Here is a 16,190-nt window from a genome sequence, read left to right on the forward strand (position 1 = left end):
CATGGGCCTGCGCTCCTGGCTCGACAGCATCGAGCATCACTTCGAAAAGGGCGGCCGCTTCGAGAAGTTCTACGCCGTCTATGAGGCCGTCGACACCGGTCTGTACAAGCCGGCATCGGTGACCCGGACCACCGCCCACGTGCGCGACGGCCTGGACCTCAAGCGCATGATGATCACCGTGTGGCTGTGCACCTTCCCGGCGATGTTCTTCGGCATGTGGAACGTCGGCTACCAGGCCAACAGCATCCTTGCCGGCAGCGCCGAGCTGATGGCCGCGCAGGACGGCTGGCGCTTCGCCCTGCTGGGCGCGCTGACCGGCTTCGACCCCGGTAGCCTGTGGGACAACTTCGTGCACGGCGCGGCTTACTTCGTGCCCATCTACCTGGTCACCTTCATCGTCGGCGGTTTCTGGGAGGTGCTGTTCGCGATGGTGCGCAGGCATGAGGTGAACGAGGGCTTCTTCGTCACCTCGGTGCTGTTCGCGCTGGTCTGCCCGCCGGACATGCCGCTGTGGCAGGTGGCGCTGGGCATCAGCTTCGGCGTGGTGGTGGGCAAGGAGGTGTTCGGCGGCACGGGCAAGAACTTCCTCAACCCGGCGCTCACCGGGCGGGCCTTCCTGTACTTCGCCTATCCGGCGCAGATGTCGGGCGACGCGGTGTGGGCGGCGGTGGATGGCTACTCCGGCGCAACCATGCTGTCGCTGGGCAACTCCGGCGGCATCGAGGCCATCGTCGGCAGCGGCATCAGTTGGATGGATGCCTTCCTCGGCACGGTGCAGGGCTCCATCGGCGAGACCAGCACGCTGGCCATCCTGATCGGCGGCGTGGTGCTGCTGGTGATGAAGATCGCCTCCTGGCGCATCGTGCTCGGCGTGCTCGGCGGCATGATCGCCACCAGCCTGCTGTTCAACGCCATCGGCTCGGACACCAACCCGATGTTCGCCATGCCGTGGTACTGGCATCTGGTGGTCGGCGGTTTCGCCTTCGGCATGATCTTCATGGCCACCGATCCGGTGTCGGCGTCGATGACCGATACCGGCAAATGGATCTTCGGCGCGCTGATCGGCGTGATGACCGTGCTGATCCGCGTGGTCAATCCGGCCTTCCCGGAAGGCATCATGCTGGCCATCCTGTTCGGCAACCTGTGTGCGCCGCTGATCGATCACTTCGTGGTGGCGGCCAACATCAAGCGGAGGCTCGCGCGCGATGTCCAATAAGGAATCCACATCCCGTACCCTGCTGGTGGCGCTGGCGGTCAGTCTGGTCAGTTCCGTCTTCGTCGCCGGGGCGGCGGTTTCGCTCAAGCCGCTGCAAATCCAGAACAAGCTGCTCGACAAGCAGCGCAGCATCGCTTCGATCGCCGGCATGGGCGGGCGCGAGCTGCCGGCCGCGCAGGTGCGCGAGCTGTTCGGCGAAACCATCCAGGCGCGCCTGGTCGATCTGGGCACCGGAGAGTTCAGCGATGCCTTCGACGCGGAAACCTTCGACGCCACCAAGTCCGCCCGCGATCCGCAACTGTCGGTGACCTTGCCGTCGGCCGATGACATCGCCTCGATCAAGCGCCGCGAGCGTTATGCCACGGTGTATCTCGTCGAGAACGCCGAGGGCGGCATCGAGACGCTGATCCTGCCGGTGCGCGGCTACGGCCTGTGGTCCACGCTGCACGGTTTTCTGGCGCTGGCGGGCGACCTGAACACCGTGGTGGGCCTGGGCTTTCACGAGCACGCGGAAACGCCGGGTCTCGGCGGCGAAGTGGATAATCCGCGCTGGCGCGGGCAGTGGGCCGGCAAGCGCCTGTTCGACGGCGAGGGCCGTCTGGCGGTGCAGGTCGTCAAGGGCTCGGTGGACCCGCAGGGCACCCTGGCGGCCTACCAGGTCGACGGCCTGGCCGGCGCCACGCTGACCAGCAACGGTGTCAACAATCTGCTGCATTTCTGGCTCGGCGAGCAGGGCTTCGGCCCCTTCCTCGCCAGGCTGCGTTCCAAGGAGGCGTGACCATGGCCAAGCCCACTGCTAGGGAAGTCCTGCTCAATCCCTTGTTCAACAACAACCCCATCGCCCTGCAGATCCTCGGCATCTGTTCGGCGCTGGCGGTCACCAGCAACCTGAACACCGCGCTGGTGATGTCCATCGCGCTCACGCTGGTCACCGGCTTTTCCAGCATGTTCGTGTCGATGATCCGCAACCAGATTCCCAGTTCGATCCGCATGATCGTGCAGGTGGTGATCATCGCCTCGCTGGTGATCGTGGTGGACCAGATACTCAAGGCGTTCGCATTCGGCCTCGCCAAGCAACTCTCGGTGTTCGTCGGGCTGATCATCACCAACTGCATCGTCATGGGGCGCGCGGAAGGCTTCGCCATGCAGAATCCGCCGGGCCTGTCCTTCCTCGACGGCATCGGCAACGGCCTGGGCTACAGCGCGGTGCTGATCGCCGTCGGCTTCGTGCGCGAACTGTTCGGCGCCGGCAAGCTGTTCGGCGTGACCGTCCTGCCGGCGGTCACCGACGGTGGCTGGTATCAGCCCAATGGTTTGCTGCTGCTGCCGCCCTCGGCCTTCTTCCTGATCGGCTTCCTGATCTGGGGGCTGCGCGCCTGGAAGACCCGCCAGGTGGAACACACCGAGTTCAAGATGGCCCCGCAGACGCACAAGGAGGCCTACTGATGGAGCATTACATCAGCCTCTTCGTGCGCACTGTGTTCATCGAGAACATGGCGCTGGCCTTCTTCCTGGGCATGTGCACCTTCATCGCCATTTCCAAGAAGGTGGAGACGGCGATCAGCCTGGGCGCCACCGTGGTGGTGGTGCAGACCATCGCGGTGCCGCTCAACAACCTCGTCTATCACACCTTCCTGGCCGAGGGTGCGCTGGCCTGGGCGGGGCTGCCGGAGGTGGATCTGTCCTTCATCGGCCTGTTGTCCTTCATCGGCATCATCGCCGCGACGGTGCAGATTCTCGAAATGCTGCTCGACCGCTACGTGCCGGCGCTGTACCACGCGCTGGGCGTGTTCCTGCCGCTGATCACGGTGCACTGCGCGATCATGGGCGGCGTGCTGTTCATGGTCGAGCGCGACTACACCTTCGGCGAGTCGGTGGTGTATGGAGTGGGTTCCGGGTTCTCCTGGGCGCTGGCCATCGCCCTGCTGGCCGCCATCCGCGAGAAGCTCAAGTACAGCGACGTGCCCGCCGGCCTGCAGGGCCTGGGCATCACCTTCATCACCATCGGCCTGATGTCGTTGGGTTTCATGTCCTTCTCGGGCGTGCAACTGTAAGGGGGCGGAGAAGATGAACGCAGAAATCATTCTCGGCATCGGCATGTTCACCGCCACGGTGCTGATCCTGGCGCTGATTATTCTGATCGCGCGCTCCGTCCTGGTGTCCTCGGGCGACGTCGTCATCGACATCAACGGAGAGAAGAAACTCACCGTGGCTGCCGGCGGCAAGCTGTTGCAGACCCTGGCGGAAAACGGCCTGTTCCTGCCCTCGGCCTGCGGCGGCGGCGGCACCTGCGCGCAGTGCAAATGCGTGGTCACCGAAGGCGGCGGCTCCATGCTGGCCACCGAGGAGCCGCACTTCACCAAGCGCGAGGCCCGCGAGGGCTGGCGCCTGTCGTGCCAGACGGCGGTGAAGCAGGACATGAAGGTGGTGGTGCCGGAAGAAGTGTTCGGCGTGAAGAAGTGGGAATGCACGGTGGCGTCCAACCCCAACGTCGCCACCTTCATCAAGGAACTCACCCTGCGCCTGCCCGAAGGCGAGGACGTGCATTTCCGCGCCGGCGGCTACGTGCAGCTCGAATGCCCGCCGCACGTGGTCAGGTACGCGGATTTCGACATCCAGGACGAATACCGCGGCGACTGGGACAAGTTCGACATGTGGCGCTTCGTCTCCAAGGTGGACGAGACGGTGATCCGCGCCTATTCCATGGCCAACTACCCGGACGAAAAGGGCCTGGTGAAGTTCAACATCCGCGTGGCCTCGCCCCCGCCGGGGCGCGACGACATCCCGCCGGGGAAGATGTCCTCCTGGGTGTTCGGCCTCAAGCCGGGCGACAAGGTCACCGTGTACGGCCCCTTCGGCGAGTTCTTCGCGCGCGACACCGACCACGAGATGGTGTTCATCGGCGGCGGCGCGGGCATGGCGCCGATGCGCTCGCACATCTTCGACCAGCTCAAGCGGCTCAACAGCCAGCGCAAGATCAGCTTCTGGTATGGCGCGCGTTCGCTGCGCGAAGCCTTCTACGTGGAGGAATTCGACCGGCTGCAGGCGGAGAACCCCAACTTCAAATGGCATCTGGCGCTCTCCGACCCGCTGCCCGAGGACAACTGGAACGGCCCCACCGGCTTCATCCACAACGTGCTGTACGAGCACTACCTGAAGGACCACCCGGCGCCGGAGGACTGCGAGTTCTACATGTGCGGCCCGCCGATGATGAACGCCGCGGTGATCAAGATGCTGTTGGACCTCGGCGTGGAGCGCGAGAACATTCTGCTCGACGATTTCGGTGGCTGAGCGGGCGACTGCTGGGTCACCTGGTTTGAACCTTGGCACCCGGAAGTGCGCATGATTTCTGGCATCACATGGGCGCGCGCTGTGAAGCCGCGGGCTATCCCCGATTCCGCACCCCATGAAAAAAACGGCGCCGGAGTGAGGCGCCGTATCGCGACAAGGGACAACGCGCTTCCCCGCTCGCCGACTGCCCGTACAGATCGTCAGGCAGACATTACAGTCCGTACTGCAAGGTCAGCAGGAAGGACCTCGGCGCGCCGTAGTAATTATTGTCGTAGCTGATGGACTGGAAGTACTTCTTATCCGTCAGGTTGTCGATATTGAGCGCGAGCGAAAGGTTCTTGCCGATCTGGTAGCCGATGCGCGCATCGAACAGCGTGTAGCCGCCCTGGGTGCGTCCGAAATAGGCGAAGTCCGAGGAATGGCTCTGGCTGCGCAGACCGCCGCCCACGGTCCAGCGGCTCCATTCGCCCGGCAGGCGGTAGTTGCCCCACACACGCGCGATGTGCTGCGGCACGCCGGTATTGGCCGAGATGTCGTAGCCCACCGAAGGCACGTCGTTGCTGCGGTAACGGGTGTGCGTATAGGTGTAGGACGCGGCCAGTTGCAGACCCCGTGCCACTTCACCGCTCACTTCGGCCTCGAAGCCCTGGCTCAGCAAGTGTGCCGACGAGGTGTAGCAGGTACCGCCGCAGCGGATATCGGCGATGTCTTGGGGAACCGAGCCGTCCTCGAACGCGACGTTCTTCTGCTTGGTCCGAAAGAGCGCAAATGCGGTGTTGACCCGTCCACCCAACAATTCCCCTTTCAGCCCCAATTCATAGCTGACGCCACTGACCGGTGCCAGGAAGCTGCCTGAAACGTCGCGCTGGCTTTGCGGTTTGAAGATTTCCGCATAGCTGCCATACACCGACCACTGTCCGTTGACCGCATAGGTCAGTCCGGCGAAGGGCGTGAGTTTCTTGCTTTCCTTGGCGGTGCTTGCCGAGTAGCCCCAGATGCCGTCCGACACATAGGTCTGCTCGAAGGACGACAGACGTGTGCCGAGAACCAGGGAAAGCGGTTCGGCGAGCTGATAGCGGCCCATGGCATACAAACCTTTCTTGTTGGAACGATAGCCGTCGTCCATGCGGTTTGCGGCCAGGATGTCGGCCATGCTGGGCTCGGGAGAAACGCTGGGCCGGTCATAGGCACCGCCCAGTTCTTCGTAGTTGCGGATCCAGCCCCAGAGGTCGGCGCTGCGCTGGCGCGAGAAGTTTGCACCCGCGGTCAGCGCGAGCTTGCGGCCGAGAACCGTGCTGTCGCCGGTGACGTGGAAGTCGCCACCGAGGTTCTTGGAGTACATGTCGAAGGCGTAGGCATCGCCGCGCACGGTGTTCGGTGGGCCGAGCCGGCCGGCGCGCAGCAGGTACTTGATGTCGTTGGACTCGCGTACTTCAACCAGTGATGCCTTGAACTTCCAGTTGTCGTTGAAGCGGTGGACAAGGTCGGCGTACCAGGTGTCCTGGGTCTTGTCGGCGTGGCCCCAGCGGGCGCCCAGATTGGTCGAGCGGCTGTAGTGCGGCATGCTGCCGTCCGCATAGCCGGACAGCCCACCCCAGTCGATCGTACCTTCCGGCTTTTCCCGACTGAAGCCGAACCCGAGCGTGGTGGCGGGGCCGAGATCGATGTCGAAAGCGCCATAGACGGTGCGTTCCTTCGAGTCGATGTGGTCGCGGAAGGAGTCTGCCTGTTCGTAGTTCACGATCAGACGTCCGCGGATGGTTCGGCTTTCGTTCAGCGGACCGGAAAGATCGACCTGGGCACCGTAGCGTTCCCATGAGCCGGCCTTGGCGGTGAGGCCGAGCTGCAACGCGTGTGTCGGGCGTTTGCGCACCAGATTTATGGAGCCGGACGGATCCCCCTCGCCTTCGAACAATCCCTGCGGGCCGCGCATGATCTCCACGCGATCGAATATCGACATGTCGCTGTTGAATGCCGAGCCGCGTGCGTACAACTGGCGTTCGAGCGGCACGCCGTTGAACTGATAGCTCTGGATGAAGAAGCCGCGCGAATAGAAATGGCCGCCGGGATCGTTGGCCACCGTGGTGACGCCGGGAGCGGTGAGCAATGCGCTGCGGATGTCGGTGACCCCCCGGTCGTCCATTTGCTGCCGGGTCAGGACGGATACCGCCTGTGGAATTTCGCGCAGGGACTGCTCACCTTTGCCGATGGTCACGACACCCGAGGTGTATGAGCCGGTGCCTTCAGTGGTGCCGCTGCGCTCGGCAGTGGCGGTGACGGTCACCGGTTTGAGCGAGGTTTCTCCGCCGGTAGCCGGCGGCGCGGGGCGCAGGGTGTAGGTGCCGGCGGTGGTTTTCACCAGTTCGAGGTCGCTGCCGGCGAGGGCGGCGTGCAGGGCCTGTTCCGGGGAGAGCGTGCCGCGTACCGGTGCGGCCCGGCGGCTGCCGACCAGTTGGCTGTCTACGGTGAGCGTCAGGCCGGCCTCGCGGCTGATCCGGTTGAGGGTGGCGGCCAGCGGCCCGGCGGGCAGGTCGTAGTTTTGCTGGCTGACGGTAGCGGCCGGCTGGGCGACGGCGCCGTGCGGGAGGGCGCCGGCCAGGGCAAGGGCGAGCGCCAGTGCGATGGGGCGCGGAGAGCAGTGTTGGGTCATCGGGCAGACTCCGGGAGTGGATGGGGAAAAGCGTCTTTCCCTGTCTGCCGAGCCAGTTCGAAAAAGCGATAGAGGGAAACGGAAAAATTATTCCTGCGCGTGCCGCGCTTCGATACGCACCAGCCAGCCGCCGTGCTGGACGATGCGTACCGGCAGCGAGGCGGCCAGCGCGGCCAGCGCCCGGTCGCCGTCGTCCAGCGGCAGCGTGCCGGTGACGCGCAGGTCAGCGACTTCCGGTGCCACGCGCAGCAGGCCGGGACGGTAGCGGGCGAGTCGGGCGGCGACGGCGGCGAGCGGCTCGCCGTCGAGGATGAGCATGCCGTCGGTCCAGGCGTCGGCTTCCGGTGCGGCGGGCTGGATTTCGCCGGTTGCGCCGTCGCCCAGGCGCAGTTGGCGGCCGGCTTCGACCCTGCGTTCGGCTGCGCAGGCGCTGGCGCGGTCGGGCGGGCAGGAGGCCGGGCGGGCGAGGACGGCGGATTCGGTGACGGTCAGCCAGGTGGTGTCGCCGTCGCGGCGGACGATGAAGCGGGTGCCCAGGGCATGCAGGCTGCCCTGCGCGGTCAGCACGACGAACGGCCGCTGTTCCGACGGGTCGGCGTGGGCGGTGTGGATGTGGATCTCGCCGTCGCGCAGCCGGATGGCGCGGGTGTTTTCGTCGAATTCGAGGTCGACCGCGGAGCGGGCGTTGAGGACGATGACGGTGTTGTCCGGCAGCGTCACGGTGCGCCGTTCGCCGGTGCCGCTGCGATAGTCGGCGAGCAGGCCGGCGACCGGCTGATGGCGGTCGAGCACGGCGGCGCCGAGGCCGATGGCGAGGAGCAGGGCGAGCGGGCGGGAGGCGGTTTTCCAGCCGGCCTTGCGCCGCGCCCGGCCGAGCGCGGCGCGGACCGGCGCTTGTGCGGGCAGGCCGACGAGTTCGGCATCGAGGCTGGCGAGCTGCCGCCAGGCGCGGGCGTGGTCGGGGTGGGCGGCGAGCCATGTGCGGTGGGCGGCGAGTTCGGCGGCGTCGTTGCCGTCCAGGCGCAGTTGCCAGTCGATGGCCTGGTCGAGCACGCGCCGGGAAACCGGCTGGTCGTCCGCGTTGGCCGTCATCGCTTCACTCGGCGGTGCCGAAACGCAATTCGTAGCAATGGCGGGCGACGGTGGCGAGGTATTGGCGTACGCGCGGCACCGAAACGCCCAGCAGGGCGGCGATCTCGCCATGGTTCAGGCCGTCGAGGCGGCTGTGCAGCCAGGCCCGGCGGGCCTTGGCGGGAAGCCCGTCGAGCAGGCGGTCGACTTCCATCAGCGCTTCCAGCGCGAGTTGCCGTTGTTCCGGCGAGGGCGCGGTGGCTTCTGGCTCGCCGGCCAGCGATTCGAGATAGGCCCGTTCGAGTTCGCGGCGGCGGAACTGGTCGATGAGCAGTCCGCGTGCGATGGTGGTCAGGTAGGCGCGCGGTTCGCGCAGGTCGGCGAGCTTGCCCTGGCGGCTGCCGAGAATGCGCAGGAAGGTGTCCTGGGCCAGGTCGGCTGCCTGGTGCTGGCAACCCAGCTTGTGGCGCAGCCAGCCGAGCAGCCAGCGTTGGTGTTCGGCATAGAGTTCGGCGACGGGATGGATGGCGGGCACGGGCCTCTCCGGAGACGGCGGGAGCGTTGGATGTCGAGAATCGTTCTTATTCTCTGGCGTCGATGCGGTTGGCGTCAATCGTCCGGAGTTTGGCCGGTTCTCCGCGGGATGGCTGGTCGCCGACACCGGCGCGCGGGGGCGAAGCGCGAGATGCCCGCCGCTGCCATGGTCCGGTAGACTGCCACGCACAACACAAACCGCCCGACAGGGCGGCTCACCGGAGACAAGCGCCATGACCGACACCGTTCTGCTCGACATCGACCAGGGCATTGCCACCCTGACCCTCAACCGCCCGGCGGCGCTCAACGCGCTGTCGGTGGAAATGATGCAGGATCTGCACGAGGCCACCGCCCGTCTGGCCGCCGCGACCGACGTGGACGTGGTGGTGATCAGCGGTGCCGGCGAGCACTTCATGGCCGGCGGCGACCTGAAGGATTTCGCCCGCAACCTGCATCTTTCGCCCGAGGAACGCCTGGAGGTGTTCCGCGCGATGATCGAGCGCTACATCAACCCCACCGTGCTGCTGCTGCAGGGCCTGCCCCAGCCGGTGGTCGCCAGGGTGCGCGGCGCCTGCGCGGGCTTCGGCCTGTCGCTGATGATGGGCTGCGACCTGGTGGTCTGCGCGGACGACGCGGTGTTCACCACCGCCTACTCGTCCATCGCGCTGTCCGGCGACGGCGGCGCGTCGTACTTCCTGCCGCGCCAGGTGGGCCGCCGCAAGGCTGCCGAACTGCTGCTGCTCGCCGAGCGCTTCGACGCGCAGGAAGCCCTGCGCCTCGGCCTGGTCAGCCGCGTGGTGCCGGCCACCGAGCTGGACGCAGAGACCGCCCGGCTGGCGGCCCGCCTGCGCGCCGGGCCGCGCCACACCTACGCGGAGATCAAGCGGCTGCTGGCGGATTCGCACGATGCGGCGCTGGAAGCCCAACTGCGTGCCGAAGGCGGCGCCTTCGCGCGCTGCGCGGCCAATGCCGATTTCGCCGAAGGGGTCACCGCCTTCCTGGAAAAGCGCAAGCCGTCCTTCGGCGCCGGCTGATCAGCGCGACAGCCGGTAGGCCAGCCGGCCCAGCCACTCGTGCGTGGCCATCCAGCTGGCGTAGGCAGCGCCGGCGCCGGGCAGGAGATCCAGTGCGCGGGGCGTGCCGCCGGGAAAACCCAGCCAGGCCGTGGGCGCGTCGATGACCTCCAGCCCGGCGGCCTCGAATTCCGCGCGGGCGCGCGGCAGGTGCGCGGCATGGGTGACCAGGGCGATGCGCCGCACGCCGGCCGCGTGCAGCAGCACGGCGGAGAATTGCGCGTTCTGCCGGGTATCCAGCGAGGCACGTTCGGCCCAGCGCACCGGCACGCCGAATTCCTCCTCCAGGGCCTGGCGCATCAGCGTGGCCTCGGGGATGCCGCCGCCCGGCGCGCCGCCGCTGACCAGTACCGGCAGCCCGCTCTGGCGGGCCAGGCGGGCGCCGTAGCGCACGCGTTCCAGGGTCAGGCGGTTGATCGTCTCGCCGCCGAAATCCGGCGCGTTGTCGCGCCGCCCGCCGCCCAGCACGACGATGGCCTCGGCGCGTTCCAGTTCGGCGGCGCCGATCGGCGCGCGCGCTTCCAGGCCGCCCAGCAGCAGCGCGCTGCCCGCCGGCAGGGTGAGCAGCACGGCGATGGCCAGCCCGCTCCAGGCCAGCACGCGCCCGGCGCGCGGGCGGCGGGCCGTCAGCAGCAGGCCGGCGGCGATCAGCAGCAACGGGCCGATCGGCGGCAACAGCAGCGTGGCGAGCAGTTTCTTGCTCCAGAACAGCAGCAGGGCGAAGTCCAGGCTCATATGCATTGTCGCGGGGGGAGGGCGCCAGTATTATCCCCGCAATCCTTTTCCCGCGCGCCGCCGCGCCCGTCTCATGCCCGATCATCGCTACGGCATCGAATCGCTCTGCCTGCACGCAGGCCAACAGCCCGACCCGGTCACCGGCTCGCGCGCGGTGCCGATCCACCAGACCACCTCCTTCGTCTTCGATTCGGCCGAACACGCTGCCTCGCTGTTCAACCTGCAGACCTTCGGCAACGTCTATTCGCGCATCTCCAACCCCACCGTGGCGGTGCTGGAAGAGCGCGTGGCCGCGCTGGAAGGCGGACGCGCGGCGCTCGCCACCTCGTCCGGGCTGGCGGCGCAGATGACCTGCTTCCTGACCCTGTGCCAGGCCGGCGACGAGATCGTCGCCGCGCGCACGCTGTACGGCGGCAGCCATTCGCAGCTTGACGTCAGCCTGCGCCGCCTGGGCATCGTCACGCGCTTCGTCGATCCGTCCGACCCGGCCAACTTCCGCGCGGCGATCAACGAACGCACCAAGGCCGTGTATGGCGAGACCATCGGCAACCCCAGCCTGAACGTGTTCGACCTCGCCGGGGTGGCCGCGGTCGCCCACGAGGCCGGCGTGCCGCTGGTCATCGACAACACCCTGGCCTCGCCCTACCTGTGCCGGCCCATCGAGCACGGCGCGGACATCGTCGTGCATTCGGCCACCAAGTTCATCGGCGGGCACGGCACCACGCTGGGCGGGGTGATGGTGGAGTCCGGCCGTTTCCCGTGGGACAACGGGCGCTTCCCGCAGATGACCGAGCCCTCCGAGGGCTACCACGGCGTGCGCTTCTACGAGACTTTCGGCGATTTCGGCTTCTGCATGAAGGCGCGCATGGAGGTGCTGCGTACCTTCGGGCAGAGCCTCGCGCCGTTCTCCGCCTTCCTGCTGCTGCAGGGGCTGGAGACCCTGCACGTGCGCATGGAGCGCCACGTCGCCAACACCCTGGCGGTGGCGGAATTCCTCGCCGCCCATGCGGGCGTGGTCTGGGTGAATTACCCCGGCCTGCCGGACACGCCGGACCGCGCGCTGGCCGAACGCTACCTGCCCAAGGGCGCCGGCGCGGTGCTGTCCTTCGGCATCCGCGGCGGCCAGCCGGCCGGCGAGCGTTTCATCGAGGCCCTGCAGATGTTCAGCCATCTGGCCAACATCGGCGATGCGCGCAGCCTGGTGATCCACCCGGCGTCCACCACCCACCGCCAGCTTTCCGAAGAGGAGCAGCGCGCCGCCGGCGTGCCGCCGGACATGGTGCGCCTGTCGGTGGGCATCGAAAGCATCGACGACATCCTCTGGGATCTCGAACAGGCCCTGGCGAAGGCGGCGGGCTGATGCGATGAGCCTGCGCACCGTCCTCGTCCTGCTGATTCTCGTTCTGGTCGCCTACGCCATCGTGCAGGCACGCCGCGCCGTGGCGGCACGCCGCGCGGCCAGGCGCGCCGCCGTGCCAGCGGCGCCGGAGCGCAACGAACCCGTCGAGGACGATGGGGACGACGACGAGGAGATCGACGAGGCCGGCTTCAACTACGCGCCCCGGCCCGCCGTCACGTCCGCGCCCGCCGCCCCGGTGGCGGCATCCGCCACGGCCGAATCGGCCGCCGCCGTGGCGGAGCGCTTCAAGCTGGAACTGGAGCTGCGCCAGTTGCGCGGCGACCTGACCCGCCTGCAATCCGAGCAGACCATGCAGCGCCAGGTCATCGACGATCTGGTGGACAGCGTGCGCACGCTGCGCGAGCAGCTGGAGGCCAACCTGAGCGGGCAGGGCGTATCGCCCGAGTATGACGAGGCGCTGGTGTTCGCCCGCCGTGGCCTGGATGCCGAGGCCATCGCCGAGCGCTGCGGCATCACCGTGGCCGAGGCCGAACTGGTGCGCTCGATGACCCAGCGCGGTGCAGGACAGGAGGACGCATGAAACGCAAACGGCGGGCGCCAGCCCCTGCGCAGGCCGATACGTCCCCCGGCGCCCGCGCACCACTGCGCAAGGCCCTGCTGGCCGCGCTGCTGGCCGGGGTGCTGGTGCTGATCCTGGTGTGGACGGGCAGGGAACCGGCGCCGCCCGCGCCGGCCTCGCCATCGCTGGCCGCCATGCCGGCGCCTGCGCTGCCCGCCGCGCAGCCGTTGCCGGCCGCCGAGGATCTGCCCGCGCAGGACGTGCCCACCGTGCAGGCCGCCGGCATGCCCGCCGCCGCGCCCGCGGAGGCCGCGCGCGAACCGATCCACATCGTCGCCTCGCCCGCCGGGCACGTGCTGCAGCTCGGCGTGTTCGGCGCCCAGCAAAATGCCGAACGGCGGCGCGACGAACTGGTGCGCGCCGGGTTCGGCGCGCGCATCGAGAGCCGCGTGGTGCTCGGTCCCTACCCGGACCGCGCGGCCGCCGAACAGGCCCAGGAAAAGCTGCGCGCCTCCGGGCTGGATGCCGGCATCGTGGTGCCGCCGCGCGCGCCCTGACGCAAGGCGGCGTTGCGCCCCGCGCGGGCGCTGCTATAGTCGACCATCGACCAATCGAACGCCATGCAAGGAGCAGGGATGAAAATCGAGAGCGCGCTGTTCGGCACCTTCGAGATCGCCGAAGACAAGATCATTGAATTCCCTGCCGGCCTGCCCGGCTTCGAATCCTGCACCCGCTTCGCCCTGGTGCACGAGGACGGCAGTGATACCTCGCTGGTGCTGCTGCAAAGCGCCGACGATCCGGAGGTAGCCTTCTCGCTGGCCGAACCGGCTTCCTTCGGCATCCACTACGAATTCTCCCTGAGCGACGACGAACAGGCGGTGCTGGGCCTGACCTCGCCGGACGAGGCCCTGGTCGCGGTGATCCTGCGCAAGGACGACGCCGAGCAGGGCACGCCGTCCACCGCCGGCCTGCGCGCCAACTTCATGGCCCCGCTGGTGCTCAACGTGGCGGCCCGGCGCGGCCTGCAGAAAGTGATCGGCAAGATGGACTGCGACATCACCCTGCGCGCCCGCTCCTGAGCGCCGTCTTCGCCCGTCCGCCGCCCGCCGCGCGCGGGCGGTTTCGTTCCGGGCGTCCCATTCCGCAACCCCGACTGGAGCAGCCATGACCCGCAGCATCATCTCCACCCCCGCCGCGCCCGCCGCCATCGGCACCTACTCGCAGGCCGTGCGTGCCGGCGATACCGTATACGTTTCCGGCCAGATCGGCCTGGACCCGGCCTCCATGCAGATGGTGGACGGCTTCGAGGCGCAGACCGTGCGCGTGTTCGACAACCTCAAGGCGGTCGCCGAGGCGGCCGGCGGCTCGCTGGCCGACGCGGTCAAGCTGAACATCTACCTGGTCGATCTGGGCAACTTCGCCAAGGTCAACGAGATCATGGCGCGCTACTTCACCGAGCCCTATCCTGCGCGCGCCGCGCTGGGCGTCAAGGAGCTGCCGCGCGGCGCACTGGTCGAGGCCGACGCCGTGCTGGTGCTCGGCTGAGCAAGCGGCCCCGCCGATTCCATGGCGCGTGATGCCGGACCGGACCCAGCCAGCGGCCGCCGGTCCGGCGAGCGTGCCGGGGAAAAGAAGGCGCCGGCCGGCGCCGGCTGGCCCGGCGTCGGCCCGCAACTCGCCGGGCGCCTCGCCAAGCTCGACCTGCGCGCGCCGCGCGACCTGCTGCTGCACCTGCCGCTGCGCTATGAAGACGAAACCCGGCTGACCGCCATCGCCGCCGCGCGCCCCGGCTTCAGCGCGCAGGTGGAAGGCGAGGTGGAGCGCTGCGAAATCTCCCCGCGCCCGCGCCGCCAGTTGGTGGCGCATCTGCGCGACGCCTCCGGCACGCTGGTGGCGCGCTGGCTGCATTTCTACCCCTCGCACCAGAAACTGCTCGCCCCGGGGCGCCGCGTGCGCCTGTTCGGCGAAGTGCGCGGCGGCTTCTTCGGCATGGAGATGGTGCACCCGCGCGTGCATCCGGTGGAAGCCGGCGAGGCCCTGCCCGAGGCGCTCACGCCGGTCTACCCGACCACCGCCGGGCTCGGCCAGGCCACCCTGCGCAAGCTCATCGACCGTGCCCTGGCCAGCGAGCCGCTGGACGAATGGCTGCCCGAGGACGCGCGCCGCGATCTCGACCTGCCCACCTTCGCCGAGGCCGTGCGCCTGCTTCACCATCCGCCGCCGGAGGTGCCCGCCAGCGTGCTGGAAGACCGCCAGCACCCGGCCTGGCGGCGCATCAAGTTCGAGGAACTGCTGGCCCAGCAGATTTCCCTGCGGCGTGCCTACCTGGCCCGCCGCGCCAAGCGTGCGCCGCGCCTGGAGGGCGACGGCAGCCTGCGCCGCGCCTTGCTCGCCGGGCTGCCGTTCGTGCTCACCGGCGCGCAGCGCCGCGCGGCGGACGAAATCGGCGCCGACCTGCGCGTGCCGCACCCCATGCAGCGCCTGCTGATGGGCGACGTGGGCAGCGGCAAGACCATCGTCGCCGCGCTGGCCATGCTGCAGGCCGTGGAGGCCGGCCATCAGGCCGCGCTGATGGCGCCCACCGAAATCCTCGCCGAGCAGCACTGGCAGAAGCTTGCCGCCTGGCTGAAGCCGCTCGGCCTGGAAGTGGCCTGGCTGGCCGGCAGCCGGGGCAAGCGCGCGCGCGCGGCCGAACTGGAACGCCTGGCGAGTGGCGAACTGGTGCTGGCAGTGGGCACCCACGCGCTCATCGAAGACCCGGTGGCCCTGCCGCGCCTGGGCCTGGCGGTGGTCGACGAACAGCACCGCTTCGGCGTGCGCCAGCGCCTCGCCCTGCGCGAAAAGGGCAGCGAGGGCGCGGATGGGCCGCACCTGCTGATGATGTCGGCCACGCCCATCCCGCGCACGCTGGCAATGAGCCATTACGCCGATCTGGACGTCTCCGTGCTCGACGAACTGCCGCCCGGGCGCAGCCCGGTGCTCACCAAGCTGGTCTCCGACGCGCGCCGCGACGAGGTCGTCGCGCGCGTGCGCGACGGCTGCCTGGAAGGGAGGCAGGCTTATTGGGTGTGCCCGCTGATCGAGGAATCCGAGGCCCTGCAGTTGCAGACCGCGCAGGACACCTACGCGGCGCTGTGCGAGGCTCTGCCCGAACTGCGCATCGGCCTAGTGCACGGCCGCCTGAAGGCCGCCGAGAAATCCGCCACCATGGCCGCCTTCGCCGCCGGCGAGATCCATCTGCTGGTCGCCACCACGGTGATCGAAGTGGGCGTGGACGTGCCCAACGCCAGCCTGATGGTCATCGAGCATGCCGAGCGCTTCGGCCTCGCCCAGCTGCACCAGCTGCGCGGCCGGGTCGGGCGCGGTACGGCCGAATCGGTGTGCATCCTGCTGTACGCCCAGCCCCTGTCGCAGACCGGGCGCGAGCGCCTGAAGGTGATCTACGAGCACCGCGACGGCTTCGCCATCGCCCGCGAGGACCTGCGCATCCGCGGCCCCGGCGAGTTCATCGGCGCGCGCCAGAGCGGCCTGCCGCTGCTGCGCTACGCCGATCTGGAAGCCGACGTGGATCTGCTGGAAGCCGCTCGCGCGCTTGGCGAAACCCTGCTGCGCGAACACCCGGCCGCCGCCGACGCGCTGCTGGCGCGCTGGCTGGGCGGGCGCGAGGGCCTGCTGCGCGCCTGATCGCGAGAGAGCGGGCT

General features: G+C 68.6%; 16 protein-coding genes. 12 read left to right on the plus strand and 4 right to left on the minus strand.

The genetic code is table 11. The annotated features are described in order from the left end of the window. Position 1 precedes the first annotated feature (1 nt). The 5 genes from E6C76_RS16820 to nqrF are packed head-to-tail and all read left to right on the plus strand — an operon-like array spanning position 2 to position 4,507. Positions 2–1,216 (plus strand): NADH:ubiquinone reductase (Na(+)-transporting) subunit B, encoded by a 1,215-nt coding sequence (locus E6C76_RS16820; RefSeq protein WP_136349407.1) that lies wholly within the window; start codon positions 2–4, stop codon positions 1,214–1,216. Continuing rightward, positions 1,206–1,994, plus strand: a complete 789-nt coding sequence (locus E6C76_RS16825) for a Na(+)-translocating NADH-quinone reductase subunit C (RefSeq protein ID WP_136349408.1) — start codon at positions 1,206–1,208, stop codon at positions 1,992–1,994. The genes E6C76_RS16820 and E6C76_RS16825 overlap by 11 nt, the downstream gene beginning before the upstream one ends. Before the next feature lie 2 nt (positions 1,995–1,996). Beyond that, a complete protein-coding gene (locus tag E6C76_RS16830; protein WP_136349409.1) occupies positions 1,997–2,662 on the plus strand; it encodes an NADH:ubiquinone reductase (Na(+)-transporting) subunit D in 666 nt (221 codons plus the stop codon). Further along, positions 2,662–3,270 carry an NADH:ubiquinone reductase (Na(+)-transporting) subunit E gene (gene nqrE / locus E6C76_RS16835; RefSeq protein WP_136349410.1) on the plus strand — a complete coding sequence of 203 codons (609 nt, stop codon included), beginning with the start codon at positions 2,662–2,664 and terminating at the stop codon, positions 3,268–3,270. The genes E6C76_RS16830 and nqrE overlap by 1 nt, the downstream gene beginning before the upstream one ends. Before the next feature lie 13 nt (positions 3,271–3,283). Further along, entirely contained in the window at positions 3,284–4,507 is a 1,224-nt protein-coding gene (gene nqrF, locus E6C76_RS16840; protein WP_136349411.1) for an NADH:ubiquinone reductase (Na(+)-transporting) subunit F, read from the plus strand. A gap of 211 nt (positions 4,508–4,718) precedes the next feature. Here the strand turns inward: nqrF and E6C76_RS16845 are convergent, their stop codons facing one another. From E6C76_RS16845 to E6C76_RS16855, 3 genes are all read right to left on the minus strand, one after another. Beyond that, positions 4,719–7,157: a TonB-dependent siderophore receptor gene (locus tag E6C76_RS16845; RefSeq protein WP_136349412.1), complete on the minus strand. Its 2,439-nt coding sequence runs from the start codon at positions 7,155–7,157 to the stop codon at positions 4,719–4,721. A gap of 87 nt (positions 7,158–7,244) precedes the next feature. Further along, entirely contained in the window at positions 7,245–8,249 is a 1,005-nt protein-coding gene (locus E6C76_RS16850) for a FecR domain-containing protein (RefSeq protein WP_136349413.1), read from the minus strand. A 4-nt stretch (positions 8,250–8,253) separates the two neighbouring features. Next, the gene (locus tag E6C76_RS16855; RefSeq protein ID WP_136349414.1) at positions 8,254–8,763 is read right to left on the minus strand and encodes a sigma-70 family RNA polymerase sigma factor; all 510 of its coding nucleotides are present in this window, start codon (positions 8,761–8,763) and stop codon (positions 8,254–8,256) included. A gap of 232 nt (positions 8,764–8,995) precedes the next feature. Here E6C76_RS16855 and E6C76_RS16860 point away from each other — a divergent pair, with 232 nt between their 5' ends. After that, a complete protein-coding gene (locus E6C76_RS16860; RefSeq protein WP_136349415.1) occupies positions 8,996–9,796 on the plus strand; it encodes an enoyl-CoA hydratase in 801 nt (266 codons plus the stop codon). Here the strand turns inward: E6C76_RS16860 and E6C76_RS16865 are convergent, their stop codons facing one another. Then, positions 9,797–10,570 carry a YdcF family protein gene (locus tag E6C76_RS16865; RefSeq protein WP_136349416.1) on the minus strand — a complete coding sequence of 258 codons (774 nt, stop codon included), beginning with the start codon at positions 10,568–10,570 and terminating at the stop codon, positions 9,797–9,799. Between the two features lie 73 nt (positions 10,571–10,643). Between E6C76_RS16865 and E6C76_RS16870 the strand changes: the two genes are divergently transcribed. The 6 genes from E6C76_RS16870 (at position 10,644) to recG (ending at position 16,173) form a co-directional block, all read left to right on the plus strand. Then, positions 10,644–11,930 (plus strand): O-acetylhomoserine aminocarboxypropyltransferase/cysteine synthase family protein, encoded by a 1,287-nt coding sequence (locus E6C76_RS16870; protein ID WP_136349417.1) that lies wholly within the window; start codon positions 10,644–10,646, stop codon positions 11,928–11,930. Between the two features lie 4 nt (positions 11,931–11,934). After that, positions 11,935–12,510, plus strand: coding sequence for a DUF2802 domain-containing protein (locus E6C76_RS22305; protein WP_211090258.1), 576 nt, complete (start codon positions 11,935–11,937; stop codon positions 12,508–12,510). Continuing rightward, entirely contained in the window at positions 12,507–13,046 is a 540-nt protein-coding gene (locus E6C76_RS16880) for an SPOR domain-containing protein (RefSeq protein WP_136349418.1), read from the plus strand. Before E6C76_RS22305 ends, E6C76_RS16880 begins: the two co-directional genes overlap by 4 nt. A 78-nt stretch (positions 13,047–13,124) precedes the next feature. Next, on the plus strand, positions 13,125–13,568 hold the full coding sequence (gene fliW, locus E6C76_RS16885) for a flagellar assembly protein FliW (RefSeq protein ID WP_136349419.1): 444 nt from the start codon (positions 13,125–13,127) through the stop codon (positions 13,566–13,568). Between the two features lie 85 nt (positions 13,569–13,653). Further along, on the plus strand, positions 13,654–14,034 hold the full coding sequence (locus E6C76_RS16890; RefSeq protein WP_136349420.1) for a RidA family protein: 381 nt from the start codon (positions 13,654–13,656) through the stop codon (positions 14,032–14,034). A gap of 21 nt (positions 14,035–14,055) precedes the next feature. Then, the gene (gene recG, locus E6C76_RS16895) at positions 14,056–16,173 is read left to right on the plus strand and encodes an ATP-dependent DNA helicase RecG (protein WP_136349421.1); all 2,118 of its coding nucleotides are present in this window, start codon (positions 14,056–14,058) and stop codon (positions 16,171–16,173) included. Positions 16,174–16,190: the final 17 nt, after the last annotated feature.

It is taken from the genome of Pseudothauera nasutitermitis, from assembly GCF_004801295.1.
Classification (GTDB): Bacteria; Pseudomonadota; Gammaproteobacteria; order Burkholderiales; family Rhodocyclaceae; genus Pseudothauera; species Pseudothauera nasutitermitis.